At 69.0% G+C, this 14,683-nt stretch carries 9 protein-coding genes; 3 read left to right on the top strand and 6 right to left on the bottom strand.

All coding sequences use genetic code 11. The features are described from left to right. Positions 1-53: 53 nt before the first annotated feature. Together R2E43_RS08435 and R2E43_RS08430 are read right to left on the bottom strand one after the other, a co-directional pair. On the bottom strand, positions 54-638 hold the full coding sequence (locus R2E43_RS08435; RefSeq protein ID WP_093457186.1) for a hypothetical protein: 585 nt from the start codon (positions 636-638) through the stop codon (positions 54-56). A gap of 44 nt (positions 639-682) precedes the next feature. After that, the gene (locus tag R2E43_RS08430) at positions 683-1,873 is read right to left on the bottom strand and encodes an AAA family ATPase (RefSeq protein ID WP_231908995.1); all 1,191 of its coding nucleotides are present in this window, start codon (positions 1,871-1,873) and stop codon (positions 683-685) included. Between the two features lie 320 nt (positions 1,874-2,193). Here R2E43_RS08430 and R2E43_RS08425 point away from each other — a divergent pair, with 320 nt between their 5' ends. Then, the gene (locus R2E43_RS08425) at positions 2,194-3,255 is read left to right on the top strand and encodes a beta family protein (protein WP_093457188.1); all 1,062 of its coding nucleotides are present in this window, start codon (positions 2,194-2,196) and stop codon (positions 3,253-3,255) included. A 28-nt stretch (positions 3,256-3,283) separates the two neighbouring features. Here the strand turns inward: R2E43_RS08425 and R2E43_RS08420 are convergent, their stop codons facing one another. The 3 genes from R2E43_RS08420 to R2E43_RS08410 all read right to left on the bottom strand — a co-directional run bounded on the left by R2E43_RS08420 (position 3,284) and on the right by R2E43_RS08410 (position 8,259). Then, complete coding sequence (locus R2E43_RS08420) at positions 3,284-7,204, bottom strand: caspase, EACC1-associated type (RefSeq protein WP_332056074.1); 3,921 nt, start codon at positions 7,202-7,204, stop codon at positions 3,284-3,286. A 6-nt stretch (positions 7,205-7,210) separates the two neighbouring features. Continuing rightward, a complete protein-coding gene (locus R2E43_RS08415) occupies positions 7,211-7,642 on the bottom strand; it encodes an effector-associated constant component EACC1 (RefSeq protein ID WP_093457190.1) in 432 nt (143 codons plus the stop codon). 98 nt (positions 7,643-7,740) lie between these two features. Continuing rightward, on the bottom strand, positions 7,741-8,259 hold the full coding sequence (locus R2E43_RS08410) for an ATP-binding protein (RefSeq protein ID WP_398896266.1): 519 nt from the start codon (positions 8,257-8,259) through the stop codon (positions 7,741-7,743). A gap of 138 nt (positions 8,260-8,397) precedes the next feature. On the opposite strand from R2E43_RS08410, the gene R2E43_RS08405 reads away from it, so the two are divergent. After that, positions 8,398-9,261, top strand: coding sequence for a helix-turn-helix domain-containing protein (locus R2E43_RS08405; protein ID WP_332056073.1), 864 nt, complete (start codon positions 8,398-8,400; stop codon positions 9,259-9,261). Further along, a complete protein-coding gene (locus R2E43_RS08400) occupies positions 9,258-9,458 on the top strand; it encodes a DUF397 domain-containing protein (protein WP_332056072.1) in 201 nt (66 codons plus the stop codon). Before R2E43_RS08405 ends, R2E43_RS08400 begins: the two co-directional genes overlap by 4 nt. A gap of 62 nt (positions 9,459-9,520) precedes the next feature. Here the strand turns inward: R2E43_RS08400 and R2E43_RS08395 are convergent, their stop codons facing one another. Further along, positions 9,521-14,680: a DNA methyltransferase family protein gene (locus R2E43_RS08395; RefSeq protein WP_332056071.1), complete on the bottom strand. Its 5,160-nt coding sequence runs from the start codon at positions 14,678-14,680 to the stop codon at positions 9,521-9,523. Positions 14,681-14,683: the final 3 nt, after the last annotated feature.

The raw sequence follows: 14,683 nt of genomic DNA, 5'->3' as shown, positions 1-14,683 counted from the left end.
TCGGGACCACCGTAATACGAGCTACACAGATGCACAGGCCATCGGTCCTGCGGCTACCAGCCGGCCAGCTCGGTGATGAATTCCTCGTACGAACGGTTCTTCCCATCGGGTTGCATGAGCTTGCCGTCTTTGCCGAAGGCCTTCTCCATGATGCGTGGCGCGTCCGACTCCAGATATGGCGGTGTCCAGGCGTGCTCCTTCAGGCGTTCTTTGGGTTTGTGAATCTTCGTGAGATCACATCCCTTCTGATACTTGGCCTTTAGGATCCAGCCGTTGTTGACCTTGGCAAATGCGGCGGGGAACTGCATGAGCCACGCCTCCATCTCAAAGGCCGCCAGGGCCACAGCGGACGGACACGCAAAGTTCTTCCGCAGCTCGGCGCTGATTCGTCTGCGAACCTTTTCGTATTCCTCGGCGTTCACGAGGTCGAGATCGACGTGCACCACGATTCCTGCCAGCTCTGACCTGACGGAGGCCGCCTGGGCGAGCTTGCGTAGTCTGTCGATGCGCGGTGTGAGTTCCTTGTCCGCCTCCCTGAGCGAGGTCTTGTCCTTGATATTGACGATCTTCGTATCCGGGCGGAAAGCTCGAATGAGGTGCCAAAGCACCTTTCTGTCGAAGTCACCCTCCCCCGCCACGACTATGACGGAGTCCTTCCTCCTGGAACTATTACCCTTTCCCTTCACAGCCCACCCCCCAGGGTGTTGGCGAACCACAACTCCCCGATGGGCATGCCTTCGGATGCGTCGATGACTTCTTGGACCTCATCCGGCGTGAGCGCTGGGATATGCGATGCCCCGTCCGTGCCCCGCTCACAGACCACGAATTCGTCCGGGGTCAGTTCGCTGACGAAAACGGGAGAGTGCGTGGTGACCAGGAACTGCGCCCGGTGGCTGGCCTCTCGCAGCCGTCCCGCGAGGAGTTCCAGGGCGTGCGGATGGATGCCGTGGTCGATCTCCTCGATACAGGTGAGAGCCGGAGGCTCGGGGTCGTGGAAGATCGACAGGAGGCAGAGGACTCGCACGGTTCCGAAGGAGGCGTCTTCCAGCCGGGTGCGTCCCCGAAGTCCCTCCTCCTCCAGTTCGATCGAGAGATGGTCATACGTCCCAGGAGTGTCCACGATATGAACGTCACGGATGTGAGGGATAACCGCTCTGACGTCGTTCAACAGCGCCTCCCAGACGTACCTGCGGCCTTCCTTGTCCCTTATCGACCGGAGGGTTTTGAGGAAGTCCGCGAGGTTGGAGGCGTTGTCTTCCAGGTGGCGCCCCGAACTGGTGATCGGTGAAGGTTTCCGCGCAGCCCGCACATCCGGGTCGAAGACCCTGATCGCAGAAAGGTGCTGCCTGATCTCCGCTACGGCGTGAGCGGTCGAGCTGTCCGCGGTCCAAGGCAGTGGCTCGTGCAGGGCGGACGTCATCCGGCCGATACCGTCGGTGCCCTCCAGGCCGTCGGTTGCCAAGGGGCTGTTGACCTCAACAGTCGCGCTTTTGAGCTCGACGGAGGTCGAGATGTCCTGCCTCGGGTGCTGCGTGAAGCGCTCCTGCCGGTACAGCACAGGGTCGAGCAACGACTTGCGACGCCGGTTGACACTCAGCTCGTAGCTGTCCGGGTGCTCCTTCGACGCAAATTCGGACCAGATGCCCTCGACGCCGATCGTGATCCGGGACACCGGTTTCGGACCGCCTCGAAAGGCCACGGTCTCGAAGCCACCCCGCTCCTCCAGCGCCGTCACAATCCCATCGCGGGACACGCTGCGCAGAAACTCCAGAGCGTGGAACACGTTCGACTTGCCCGCCGCGTTGGGGCCGACCATGACGGTCAGAGGCCCGAGCGGCAGCTTCGTGTCGGTCAGGGTGCGGAAGTTGCGCACCGTGAGACCGAGTATGCGGTGGTTCAAGCCTCGCGCCCATCGTGGAACGGCCGGGCGACGACGACCCGGCATCGAACTGGTCGGCGCACGGCGGACGGTCCCTGAGACAGGCCTGAATACCGCTCAGTTTCCCTCGTGAGTCGTCCACTTGGTACGTCCGACCACCGAGCATCACGAAGCGTACAACTTGCGTCACACCGTCACCAGGTACTTGCGCACTTCAGCCATCCGGACCGAAAGGGCTCTCTTTCCCACGGCGTGAGGTTCGCGGACCCTGACGGGAAGGGAAAGCGCGCGGGCAGTGCCGAGGGGGAGCCGCGATGTCCGAACCGCTCTACGTTCCCGTTCTGCCGGTCCGCCAGCATGCCCGGATGGCTTACGAGCGCCTCCGGCCCGACATACAGGCGTCGGTCGCACCGCTCTGGAACCTCCCGCCCTCTCCGGGGACGACTCCGGCGCAGCTCGAGAAGGCCCGCTGGCAGAAGGAACTGCGCCGGGTGAGGGGCGTGCACCGGCGCCATCCGGGCTGGATCGACGCCCCGTTCGCCGAGGCCGCGCAGGCATCCGCACTCGCCGAGATCCTGGCAGAGTGCAGCGCGCTCAACCACCTGCTCCGCCCGGTGACCGGTCCGGAGCGGGGCGAGGCCCAGCAGACGGCCGCGCTGGAGACCGCCCGCCGCTGCGGCTGCGGGGTCGGTGTCCGGGTTCGCATGCCGGGGGAGTGGGACGGAGCCGTCGCCGAGGCCGTCGGGGCCCTGATGGGCCGGGTCGACCGGAAGGTGCCCGTCGATCTGCTGCTGGACCTCGGCGCCGTCCTGCCCGGTCGCCCCGACGCGGGAAAGGAGGCGCTGCGCGCTCTGGACGCCCTCGTGGCACTGGCCGGCGACTGGCGGACCGTCGCCGTACTCGGCGGGGCGTTCCCGCACGTCACCGACGACATGATGCGGTTCGGCGAGCCGCACGAGGAGCCCCGCGCCGACTGGGACGCGTGGCACGAGATACGGGCCGCCCGCCGGGATCGCCTCTCGCGGCTGAGATATGGCGACTACGGAGTGCAGCCTCCCGCAGCGCTGGCCACGGAGCCGGGTAGCGGAGGCCCGCCCTGGGGCGTCCTCCGCTACACCACCGACCGCTCGTTCGTGCTGTGCAAGGTGCCGAACGGAGGGCCGGACCGTACGGCGGGCATCCGAACGGCCGCCCGCCGGATCCGTGACTTGCCGGACTTCCGCCCAGCGGTCGCGAGTGCCGGGGAGACGTGGTTCCGCGACTGCGCCGACGGGCCTATGACGGACAGCGAGGGCACCGGCACGCACACCCAATGGCTCTGGGCAGGCAACGTCCAGCACATGGCACACGTCGTCCGGTCCCTGCCCGGCACCTGACCGACCCCTGTGCAAGGGCCGCTCCTGCTCAGTCGAACACCGGCGCCAGGAGTTCCTCGCCCGCCAGGACGCGCCACGCGGGGATCCGAATCACGCGGCCCACCGGGCACGTCTTCGCCCCGTGGCCCCCGGACGGAAGCCCGGTCAGGAGGTCGCCCCGCGCGTGGGTCAGCCGCAGGTGCCGTGCCGGGTCGGTACCGGGCGACGGGCCGAGGTCGATCAGGACCGCCGTGTTCTGCCCGGCCTCGGTGAACAGCAGGTCCACCGGGTGGCCGCCGACCACTGCCGCCCGCTCCAAGGCGGTGATCCCGCGCTCGGCGAGGTAGTGCTGGAGCCGGTCGGCGAGTTCCTCGCGGAACCCGGTCGCCGGCGTGGCCGCCACCACCGGCCCCTCGGCCTCGTCGGTGTCCGCCCCCAGAAGCGCCGAACGGTCGGCGAGCAGGGTCGGCAGTCCGCTCTGCCCCTGCCAGAACCCGTGCGCGCCCACGGTGATCAGCTGGGACTTCGCCCGGGTCACCGCCACGTTCCACAGGTTGACCTGGCTCGCGACCCAATGGGTCGTCCTCGGCGGGGTGTTGTGCGTGGCCACGGGGCTCAGGACCATCACGTCGCGCTGCCCGCCCTGGAACGCGTGCACGGTGCCGACCCGGACGCGGTCGTCGTCGCGCCACACGCGCGCCAACGCCTCCTTCTGCGCCCGGAAGGGCGTGACCACACCCACTGTGGCGTCCTGCGGCAGCCGCTCCAGCAGTTCGTCCACCACCCGTCGTACCGCCTCCGCCTCCGCCCGGTTGCGCCAGGACCGCCCGTTGCCACCCAGCGCCGACTCGCCGCGCGGCACGTCGACCCAGCCCAGCGAGGGCGCCGGATCGGCCGCCCCCGCCGGGTCGACGGCCGGGACCTGTCGCCGTACGTCCGTGAGCACCCGCAACTGGCCCGCGTAGCAGTAGCCGTTGACGATGTCGGCGATCCGCGGGTGGCACCGGTAGTGCTCGTCGAGGAGCAGCGCGGAGTCACCGTGCTGCTCGGCCGCGTGGTACGAGGAGTAGACGTGGTAGGTGAGCCGGTGGTGTTCCAGCTGCGCCGCGCTCAGCCCGGCCCGGACCCGCGCCCGCTGTTCCTGCTGGGGTGACACGCCGGGGATGTGCCCCAGCTGCATCGGATCGCCGATGATCAGCGCCCTTCGGGCCCGGAACAGCAGCGGAAGCACCGACGGGATGGAGCACTGGCTCGCCTCGTCGATGACGACGAGGTCGAACAGCTTCGGGGTCAGCTCCAGCTGCCGCACCGAGTGCGTGCTGACGGCCCACCCCTTGATGTGCGCCATGAGGTTCTTCTGGCTGCGCTGGAAACCCGAGCGGCTCCGCAGCGCCTGGAGCCGCTGCTGCAGGAGCGCCCGCCCTCGCGTCAGCGCCTCGGCGGACAGTGCCCGCGACAGCTCCGCCGACAGTTCGGAGAGCGTGCCCGCCGCCTCCAGCCGTGACCGTCGCAGCCCGTCCTCGTCCCATCCCGTCTGCCGGGGGACGAGCGCCCGCACCTCCCGTTCCACCGCCACGGTGTCCGCCAGCGACTCCAGCAACTCAGCCGGCACCGGCCGCCCGGTCGCCCACTCCGGCCACGACGGCGGGTCCGCCCGGCCCGGCATGTCCGGCCGGTCCTCTTCCGCGCCGGCGGTCGCCGCCGCGACGAGCGCGGCCAGCGCCCGTGCCCGACGCCACGGGCCGAACAGCCACCAAGGGGCACCGGCCACCTTCCGCGCCCGGTCCTCCCAGCGACCCAGGGCGGCCGAACCGTCCTCGCCCGCCGCCGCCCACACCCGTTCGAGGAGCGGCAGCGGCAGTGTCAGCGCTTCCGCCCGTTCTGCCCGGTCCCGGAGCAGCTCCAGCAGGCGCCCCTCCTCGCCGACGTGTCGCGCGGCCTGTGCCCGGAGCCCCTCGGCGGTCTTGCGCGCACTGCGCAACTGCCCGCTCACGGTGACCGAACCGCGTCGCGGCGCCTGGACGGGTTCGCCCACCAGCCCTTCCAGCTTGGCCGCCTCCCGCACCAGCGCCTCGGCGTTGCCCGTGCGCATCAGCAGCCCGGGAGCGATGTCGTCGCAGCGTTCGGCGACGACATCGACGGCCTTATTGTTCGTCGAGGCCACCAGCACGGACTGCCCGGCCGCGACACAGGTGGTGACGACGGCGGTGACGACCTCGCTCTTGCCCGTGCCGGGCGGCCCGGTCGCCACCGTCAGGGGCCGCGTCATCGCCGAGGAGATGACCGACTCCTGGCTCTCGTTGCACGGCCCCGGAGCCACCACGGGCACGGATGTGCCCCGCGCACCGCCCTCGCCGCCGCCCAGTAGCGCGTCCAGGGCGGTGCCGGGGATCTGCCCGGTCCGGGCCGACATCTGCAGCAGGTTGTCCACCAGAGCCTCGGTGGCCTTGGCCTCCACACCCGAGGGCACCAGCAGGACGGCCGCGTTGTGCGCGCCGGGCCGCAGTGCCTGCATCACCGTCCGCTCGCTGAGCGCGGACGGGTCGAGCGGCTCCAGCTCCGGCAGCCCCAGCGTCTCCAGCAACTCCCGTACGGCGCGAAGCATCTGCGCGTCGTTGCCCTCCTGCCAGGACGGCTGCCAGTGTGCGATGAGGTCGGCCGCGTCGCCCGCGTCCAGCAGTTCCGAGACGACGCCCGTGTGCAGGGAGGGAACGCCACTGGGCCGGAGCACGTCCCGGCCCTCCTCGTCCGGGGCCAGTTCCATCTGCTGGATGAGCAGCGGCGCCAGCTCCACCGTCGTACGGCGTCCCCGGGCCCCGCCGTCGCGTACCGGCAGGGTGATCGCGGGATAGCCGTACCAGTACTCCGGCTGCGCTTCCGTGTCCCCGTTGCTCGCACCGGCCGACCTGCCCTGCGGCTTGGGCAAGGCCCCGGGAGCGGGAAAGACGGCACCCCGCCCGGACTGGATGGTCTCCTCGCCCTGGCCCAGCAGGAAGTACTTCGAGCCGCGTCCGCTGTCCCGGTCGGGCCGCATGCCGGCCGCCGAGGTAGCGGTGAGGCACTGCGCATAGTACCGCAGCAGCCGCTCCCAGTCGACGCCGTCCCGCGCGTCCAGCGCGGCCAGTTCCCGGGCCTTCAGCAGGGCGGGGGACCTCCGGGCCGCCTCGGCCGCGTCGCGCGGCAGCGTCGGGAGGTGCACCGGGCGGGCCACCGACCGGGCGAAGGGCAGCTGGTTCGTGGCCCTGATCGTGGACTTGGTGGGGCGCTGCTCCTCCGGCACGCCGTCGCGCCTCATCTGCGCGGTCAGGTACTCGAAGAGGTCGTCCGGCGTGATCCAGCCGCCCTCCTTGATCCGCCCGTTGCGCAGCCCCTCCACGATCTCCCCGGTGAACCGGGACGTACCGAGGCTTGATCCCTCCGGCGCCATCGCGGACGCGGACTGGAGGGCGTCGGACGCGGTGATGAAGTAGACGCCCGTCGGCCGCAGCAGCGTGCTCGGCGCGGGCCGCGCGGGCTCCTCCGCCGGCCCTTTAGCGGTCCATCCCTGGACGACGGAGCCGCTGGAGCAGCAGTCCAGCAGCACCAGCTTCGAAGCGGCCCGGCACGACTGGAGCATCCGCTCCAGGAACTCCGCCGGGACCGCCGTACCCGGCAGGTCGGCCGGGTCGGTGTCCCGGGTCAGGAAGTACAGCTGGTTGTCGTCCTCGCAGAACTCGCCGTGCCCGCTGAAGTACAGCAGGGCCGTCTCGCTGGGCTGCCGCGCGTTGAGGAACGTCTCGACGGCGTGCAGCATCTCCGCGCGGGTCGGCTCGGCGACCATCGCGCAGTCGTTGTACATGCCGATCTCGGTGTTCTCCAGCACGGCCCGCATGTAGTGCAGATCGGCGCGCACGGGCGGCAGGTCCGGGTACGCGTCACTGTCGTACGCGGACACCCCCACGAGCATGGCGAACCGGTCGTTGTCGGTCATCCGCGCTCAGCCCGCCGCAGGGCTGTCGCCGGGCCCGTCGAGCTCCACGCGGCGGGGTGCCTCACCGCCGCCCGCGAGGAACCGTTCGATCCGCTCGTCGTCCTCACGGGCCTCCTTCCCGGTGATGTGCAGCGTCGCCCCGTCCGGCCGCTTCACGACGATCGTCCGCTGCGGTACCCGGGCCAGCCAGATCTGCACCCCGGCGGCGACCAGCGACCCGGCGCTGATCAGCACGCCGATGGAGTCGGCCGTGAGCCCGCCCTTCAGTGACACGTCGGCCGGCGCGCCCGTGTCCCGCCGGGGAACGTCCAGCGCCGCCTCGGGGTCGGCGTCGGCAACCTGGGCGAGCAGCTCCCGTGCTTCCCTGCGCGCCCGCAACGGGTCCTCGTCGACGATGGAGATCCGGAACCCGGTCCGTTCCTCGGGCGTGGTGGTCACAGCGCGTCCCCTCGATCTGCGGTGTGCCTGGTGGAGGCGTGAGCGGACGACGATAGTCGGCGGGTCTGACAGCGGGCGCCAGGGTTTCCGAAAACCCGTCAGGCGTTGGCGGGAAAGTGACTGATGGGAGACGGTGCGGGGGCCTCTCCGGGCAGCCACAGCTCCGCCCACACGGTCTTGCCGGGGCCGTCGACGCGTGGGGTGACCGCCCAACGAGTCGCCAGCTGGGCGACGATGAGAAGGCCACGCCCCGACTCTTCGTCGCCGGGCGGCTCCTCGGTGCTGAGCAGCGGTACGCGTTCGGAGCGGGTGTCGGTGACGTCGACGCGCAGGGTGTGCGGGCCGCCGACGGTCTCGGAGAGACGTAGGTGGAAGTCCCGCCCGGCGACATGCCCGTGCCGTACGGCGTTGGTGGTCAGCTCCGACGTGATCAGCGACAGCGTCTCGTTGGCATTCCCGGTGTACGGGTGGCCCCAGGAGTCCAGCCGGTGGGAGACGAGACGGCGGGCGAGGCGTGCGCCGCGGGTGGACGACGTGAACCGCATTGCGAACTCGCGGCTGACGGGGCAGGGCGCCGCCCCCGGTGCGGGGGAAGTTTCGTTGTTCATGTGGTCCACGCTGACGTGCCGGTTTTACCTTGACGAGATACGACGTGCACACGGGCGGTAGCTGTAGGTGATGCGTCGGTGCGTGTAGGCGGGGTGGAGCGTGACGGTCGGCGCGGGGGCGCGTTGGCCGGGGAGGCGGTGCGGAGCATGAGCGAGGTGGCTGGGTTGGCCGAGGAGGAGTCCGGGGCGGAGGGGGAGGAGCGGGAGTCGGGGGCGGGCTCCGGGATTCTGCGCGTCTTCGGGCGTCAGTTGAAGAGGTTCCGGGTACGGGCGGGGCTGGAGCGGACCGAGTTCGGCTCGACGACCGGTTACTCCGTGTCCACCATCGCCGCGTATGAGCAGGGGCGCCGGGTGCCGCCGCCGAAGTTCATCGACCAGGCGGATGAGGTGCTGGACGCGGGTGGGGTCCTCCAGGAGATGAAGGAGGAGGTTGCTCGGGCGCAGTTTCCGGCGTTCTTTCGGGATGCGGCGCGGTTGGAGGGGGAAGCGGTTGAGCTGCATGTGTACGCGAACCAGGCGGTGCCGGGCCTGTTGCAGACTGAGGAGTACGCGCGGGCTGTATTCGGGATGATGCGTCCGCCGCTGGACGAGGACTCCGTCGAAGAGCGGGTTGTGGCTCGCCTCGCCCGTCAGGAGGTCTTTGCCAAGCGCCCTGAGCCGCTGATGAGCTTCGTCATCGACGAGTCCGTGTTGCGAAGGCCGATCGGCGGTCGAGGTGTGTTGCGCGGCCAGTTGGAGCAGATCCTGCTGGCTGGACAGAAGCGAACGGTTGAGATTCAGGTCATGCCTCTGGGCAGCGAGGAGCACGCTGGACTTGCTGGCCCATTCACCTTGATCGAGACGAGCGAAGGACGCAGGATCGCTTACGTTGAGGTTCAGAACGTTAGCCACGTACACACTGAGCGACGGCCCGTGAAGGGCCTTGAGGTCAAGTACGGGATCCTGCGAGCGCAGGCACTCACGCCTCAGGCGTCGCTCACCTACGTTGAGAAACTGCTGGGAGAGCTATGAGAGCCAAGGTACGGGAGCACGCATCTGGGCTTGTTTGGGTCAGGAGCAGTTACAGCAGCGAGGAAGGCGGCGAGTGCGTCGAGGTTGCCGTCAGCCCTCATGTCGTCCACGTGCGCGACTCCAAGGACATAGCCCGCCGCGGCTTTGCGGTCGATGAGGCGGCCTGGACCGCGTTCGTCGGCTTCGCCGTCCGGTAGGGCGTTGGGTCTGCCCCTGGCAAGGCGTCAGGGGCAGACCTTTGTCCGGCGGAGCTCGCCGACTACGCCTGTAGGGCTTCGCGGTCGGGCGGTGTCCAGCGCCCGGCGGCGATCTCCGCGTCCAGCCGGGCCTGGAAGTGCGCGTGTGCGGCTCTCATCTCGGCCTCTCGGTCGGCCTTGTAGAAGGGGGCCTGGTAGCCCTCCGGGGGAGGGGTGCGCTCCGGGTCTTCCAGATGGGCGAGGAGATCGAGGTAGTCCTGCTTGGTCTGGCCGTGGCCGTACGTGTTGAAGTCGGCGGCGATCTTGCGGCCGTTGGCGTCGAAGTAGGTCGCCGACTCGTAGTCGTACAACTGTGGGTAGCGGGACTTGAAGATCGCGGCGAGCTGGTCGGCGGTGATGCCGAGCCAGACGGCGACGAGGGCGTCGAGTTCGACGAGGGCGGCTCGGCGTTCGTGTTCGGTGCGGAGGGGGGTGCTGTGCTCCCAGGTCTTCTTAAGGCCAGCAGCGAGAGGCTCGAGATAGGGCCAGTTGGGGTTGGCCCAGTCCTCGTAGCCTGCCCAGCGAGGATCGAACAGATCTACCCAGAGGGGGGTGTAATGGGCGGTGAGGGCATTCAGGCGAAGGGCACGGAGGAGTAGGGCGGAGGCGAGGGGATGCCTTGGGTCGGGGGCCGGCATTTGTCGGGCCTCCGCGACGCGGAGGTGAGAGCGTCCGGTAATGCGGAGCAGATAGTCAAGCGGGAGGGAGGCCCAGAAGCCCGCGTTGAGCGCGGTGAGACGGCCATCGTCGGGAGCCATGGAGTTCACGGCGTCGATGTGCGCGGGGCCCGGCGGGATGAGGGCCGCATGCAGACTACGGCTGGTATTGAAGGGAACCATGACGCGCCAGGCCAGACGGAAGTACGAGGTGGACGGCTTCCCGTGCCAGGAATTCTGGGCTGCGAGGTAGGCCGCTGTATCGGTGGCCCGCACGTAGTTAGTTACTGGGACGTACGCCTCGGGTAGGCTAGTAGGCGCGAGCGCGTTCCAGTGTCTCTGATTCCGGCAGGGAATCATCGGCTCATTAGAGAAGGGGAGCGCGCACGAGAAATGCGGCCCTTGAAGAATGACGTCCGAGAGCTCTGCGACGGCCTGATTTCCCCATCGGATCAGGCCGCCCTTTTTGTCATTGGCTTCGTCGTATCCCCTTGTGATCATCGGCTGGTAGTCAGCCAAGCTGGTGGCGTAGGCGGCCAGAGCCTCGATTGCCCCCTGCTCGCTGACTAGAACGGGATATAGCAGAGGCGTTTGCTCAGCTCCCCCCGCTGATCCCGTCAAAGAATGCCAACTGGTAAGCCGAGTCGCGTCCACTTGCACCACACGTTCAAGGTGCGGGCGAATGTCCCACGATCCGTTGTGCTTGATGCCAGGAGCCGATCCCCGCCCGTCGTGGGTCAGTGAGTCGGGTAGCGCATCGGCGTCTCGGAGCTGGCTCACGTGTACAAAGTTGGGCTCCTGTGATGTGCCGTAGATGTGCATCGCGAACTCTTGGGAGCGCGAAAGATCTTCAAACGCCCAGTTCGCTGAGTTAACAAAGTGCGCGTGGACCCGGAGATGCCGGTACGCAGCAGCTCGGATGACACCCTCACGCACGCCGCCGAAATGCGTGTCTGGGTGAATCATGCCCGCGCTGCCGTACGCCGCCGTGTGCTGCCAGACCCGAGCCATGAAGGCCCTATAGAGGTCCCCTTGGGTGCCCACTAGGAGTGGATAGGTGGTCTGGCTGCCCAGTGTAGCGACGGATCCTGCATGGACAGACAGCTCCATGAGTAGGAAATCCTGACCGTTCGCACGAGTGGCCAGCGCCTCTCCTTTACGCAGACGCCATTCCGCTGTGCTGGGCTTTTCCTCCAGCACAAACCACGGCTCCAACTCCGCCAGAACTACGTCCTCCTGCCACCGCGGTCGAACCCAAGGCGGATTCCCCACCTGCAAATCAAACCCACCCCGCGCAAACACCTGCGCGAACTCCAACTCCCAGTGGAAGAACCCCTGAGCCTTCGCCACATCCCTCGCCGTGGCCGCCCACAGGAACCGGTTCTCCAGCCCCTGGAACCGCTCCATGCCCATCCACTCGGGCAGCTCGTCCTCATAAACGGACAGGTCGTCCAGCGTCTCGAACGCCGACACCAGCGACTCGCTCGGCACGTCCTGCGTCCCCAGCAACGCCTCGGCGAACTCGATCCAGTCGTCCAGCCCCGCCAGCGGAATGACTTCCCGGCGCTGCCCCTTGACCTGCTCCTCGCGACGCCCCTTACGGCGGCGCGACACCGAATCCCGCGTCAGCGTCATCTGCTGAGGCTCAGCAGCGAACCCGGGGAGCGCGTCCGCCTCCCAGGCCATCAGAACCCCGGAGTCTTCCTCACCGGCCGCAGCCGATACCCCGGCCGCCTCGAACTCCGCCGCCCGCTCCGCCAACGCCTCGGCCCGCGCATACCGCTCATCCGTACCGTCCAGCAGCGCAGCGCCCTGCACCGGCCAGAACCACAGCGCACACCACGCGTCCATGAGCGTCTTGAGCCGCCAGTACGGCGTGTCCTCGGCCTGAAGGTCGGCCAGCACCTCGTCCCGCTGCACCGCGACCTCGGGCCGCCGCAGCCAGTCGGCCTCCGCGCCCCACACCCCGATGCGCCGCGAGATGTCCCGCTCCGACAGCTCCAGCCGCCGCACGACGAGCCCCCACAGGTACTCGGCCCGCCGGGCCAGCCCCTGAAGCTTGGCCGTCTGCCGCGCCGTCGGCGACTTGGTGATCGCCTTCCGCCACGCACCCAGCGCCTTGGCCGCCTCCGGAGCGAGCGCCTTCGCCTCCTTCTCGGCGGCTACCGCGCCCCACTCCTTGGCTGGAAGCAGGAAGTGGTGCACCGAACCCTCCGGCAGCGCCGCACCCCCCACCGCGTCCGCCAACGCGAACCGTTCCGGAGTCGTCCCCAGCCAGCCGCCCTTCTTCAGGCGGTCAGCGGCGTACAGCTCCCGCCGTCCGCCGATCAGCGAGTTGCCGCGCCGCAGGTGCAGGCCGAACCAGGGCGCTTCCATACCGGGGTGCATCGTGTTGAGCCACAGCGACACCTCGGCCAGCTCCACGGCCGTCTCGTTGAGGTCGACGCCGAAGGAGTTGTGCAGGGCGATGTACGCCTTGGCCTTCTGGAGCTCGACGGCGTATTGCTCGGTGTCGATCGACCGGCCCAGCTCGCTCTGCCTGCGCCGCAGGTACTCGGCGGCGACCTGGTTGATCGCCTCGTTGAGGAACGCGCCCGAGCCGAGCGCCGGCTCGCAGATCCGCCAGTTGAGCAGCTCCTTCGCCTCGGTCTCGTCGGTGAGCAGCTGCTGGAGCGCCAGCTGCACCGTCACCTTCGTCAGCGACTCCGGCGTGTAGTACGAGGCGGAGGTCTGGCGGTCGCGGCCGGAGAGGCGGTACACGAACGAGCCCGGGGCGTGCCGCACCCGGAGGTCTTCGCCCGTGTGCATGTCCCGGCGACGTACGAACACCGAGTCGTCGTACTCGCCGATCTTCGACTTGGGGACCAGCCAGGAGCCGTCCTTGGGGTCGCCGCCCTTGGCGACCTCGTACAGCTCCTCGCCCGCGATGAAGCCGCTGTACGACATCAGGCCCTCGTACACCGCGCCGAGCTGGTTGATGCCGAGCTGGGCGTACGAGATGAAGCCGCCGCGTTCGCCCCGCTTTCCCCGGGTGATCATCAGGCTGTGCAGTACCTGGTGGAGGGTGGCGTTGCGCAGCCGGGTGTCGAGGTAGCGCACGGACTCGCCCCGGGCCAGGGCCTCGTCGGAGTCGAAGCGCGGGTCGGGGAGGCTGTCGTCGCCGATCAGCCGGATGGCGTCCCGCTCGAACAGCTTGCTGTGCAGCGGTTCGAAGCGCAGGCCGATGTCCTCGCTGGCCTTGGCGTCGATGCCGTCGACCGTCGGCTCCACGCCGTGGGTGCGGCGCGGGCGGTAGCCGTCCTGGACCTTGCCGAAGAGCAGGTCCAGGGACTCGTAGAGGTAGAAGCCGTTGCGGGCGGTGTCGCTGATCGGCTCCCGGTCGGCGATCAGTTCGGCGAGCCGGCCGAGGCCGTACCCCTGCTGGTATTCGGGGTAGTCGGCCGGCAGGATGCCCAGCTCGGGGCGGGCTTCCGCGTAGAGGAGGAACAGGATCCGGTAGAGGTAGCGCAGCGACTCCCGGGTCAGCTGGCTTCCCAGTTCCGAGAGTTCGCCCACATCCTCGGGGCGCAGGCCCTGCTCGCGCAGTCGTTCCAGTACTTCGTTCGCGATAAGTTCGACGCTCTTGCGCAGGCCGTCGCGCAGTTCGCTGGAGACGCCCACCGCGTGCTTCGCGGACTTGCCGACGAGTTCCGCGAGCGGGTTCTCGCCGCCCTCCTCCGGTGTACGCAGCGAGTCCGCGCCGAACAGTGCGGCCACCGTGTCGAGTTCGCCGCCCACCCTGGTGTCGTTGCGCTGGAGTGCGGTGTCGAGGGAGACGCCGAGGGAGCGGCCCTCGCCCCACACCATCCGGTCGGCGAGGACGATCACTCCGCCGCAGAGCAGCAGCACGTACCGGGGAGGCTCCTCGCAGGCGAACAGGAACCTCGCCAGCTTGTCGCCGGTCTCCAGCGAAGGAAGACCGTCGAGGGGCACAGGCTCCAGCAGCCGGCCCCGGCCGTTCTTGTCCAGAGCGGCATCCGGTTCGGCGGCCCAGCCGCAGTCCACCGCGACCAGGCCTTTCTCGGCATGGGCAACCGGGATCTCATGGGTCTGCCCGGCGCGCACCACCGTGAGCGTGCGCGGTTTGGCGTCGTAGCCGAGAGCACGCAGCACCTCGGCGTTGAGCGCCCGCACCCGCTCCCGCCACGTCGAGTCGCCGTAGGTCACCTCTTCCTCGTCGCGTTCCCGAACCACGCGGATGCCGTCCTCGTCCTCGGGGAGGGCGAAGAAGGACCGAGCCCGGAAGTAGTCGCGGCGCAGCGCCCGCAACCCGGCGCGGGGGGTGACCGGCAGCTCGTCGGCGCCGGGCGCCGAAGCGACGAGCGCGTCGGTCTGCGTGGCAGCGGCATCTCCGGCGGGCGGCTTCGCCGCCTCCTCGCGGTCCTTCCACGCCTGCAACAGGCCCGACTTGAGGTCCTTCGGGAGTACCTCGGCCAGATAGTGGGCCGAGAAGTAGTCGCCGCGGTTGACGAGGGAGTCGTACGTCATGGC

It is taken from the genome of Streptomyces violaceoruber (assembly GCF_033406955.1).
Taxonomy (GTDB): domain Bacteria; phylum Actinomycetota; class Actinomycetes; order Streptomycetales; family Streptomycetaceae; genus Streptomyces; species Streptomyces violaceoruber.
The sequence above is the reverse complement of the archived record's forward strand: the minus strand, read 5'-3'. Positions and strand labels throughout refer to the sequence as shown.

Excerpts from the sequence above, each read along its gene's own strand:
- R2E43_RS08425 (WP_093457188.1), top strand. The coding sequence starts at position 2,194 with ATGTCCGAACCGCTCTACGTTCCCGTTCTGCCGGTCCGCCAGCATGCC.
- R2E43_RS08420 (WP_332056074.1), bottom strand. The coding sequence starts at position 7,204 with ATGACCGACAACGACCGGTTCGCCATGCTCGTGGGGGTGTCCGCGTAC.
- R2E43_RS08405 (WP_332056073.1), top strand. The coding sequence starts at position 8,398 with ATGAGCGAGGTGGCTGGGTTGGCCGAGGAGGAGTCCGGGGCGGAGGGG.
- R2E43_RS08400 (WP_332056072.1), top strand. The coding sequence starts at position 9,258 with ATGAGAGCCAAGGTACGGGAGCACGCATCTGGGCTTGTTTGGGTCAGG.
- R2E43_RS08395 (WP_332056071.1), bottom strand. The coding sequence starts at position 14,680 with ATGACGTACGACTCCCTCGTCAACCGCGGCGACTACTTCTCGGCCCAC.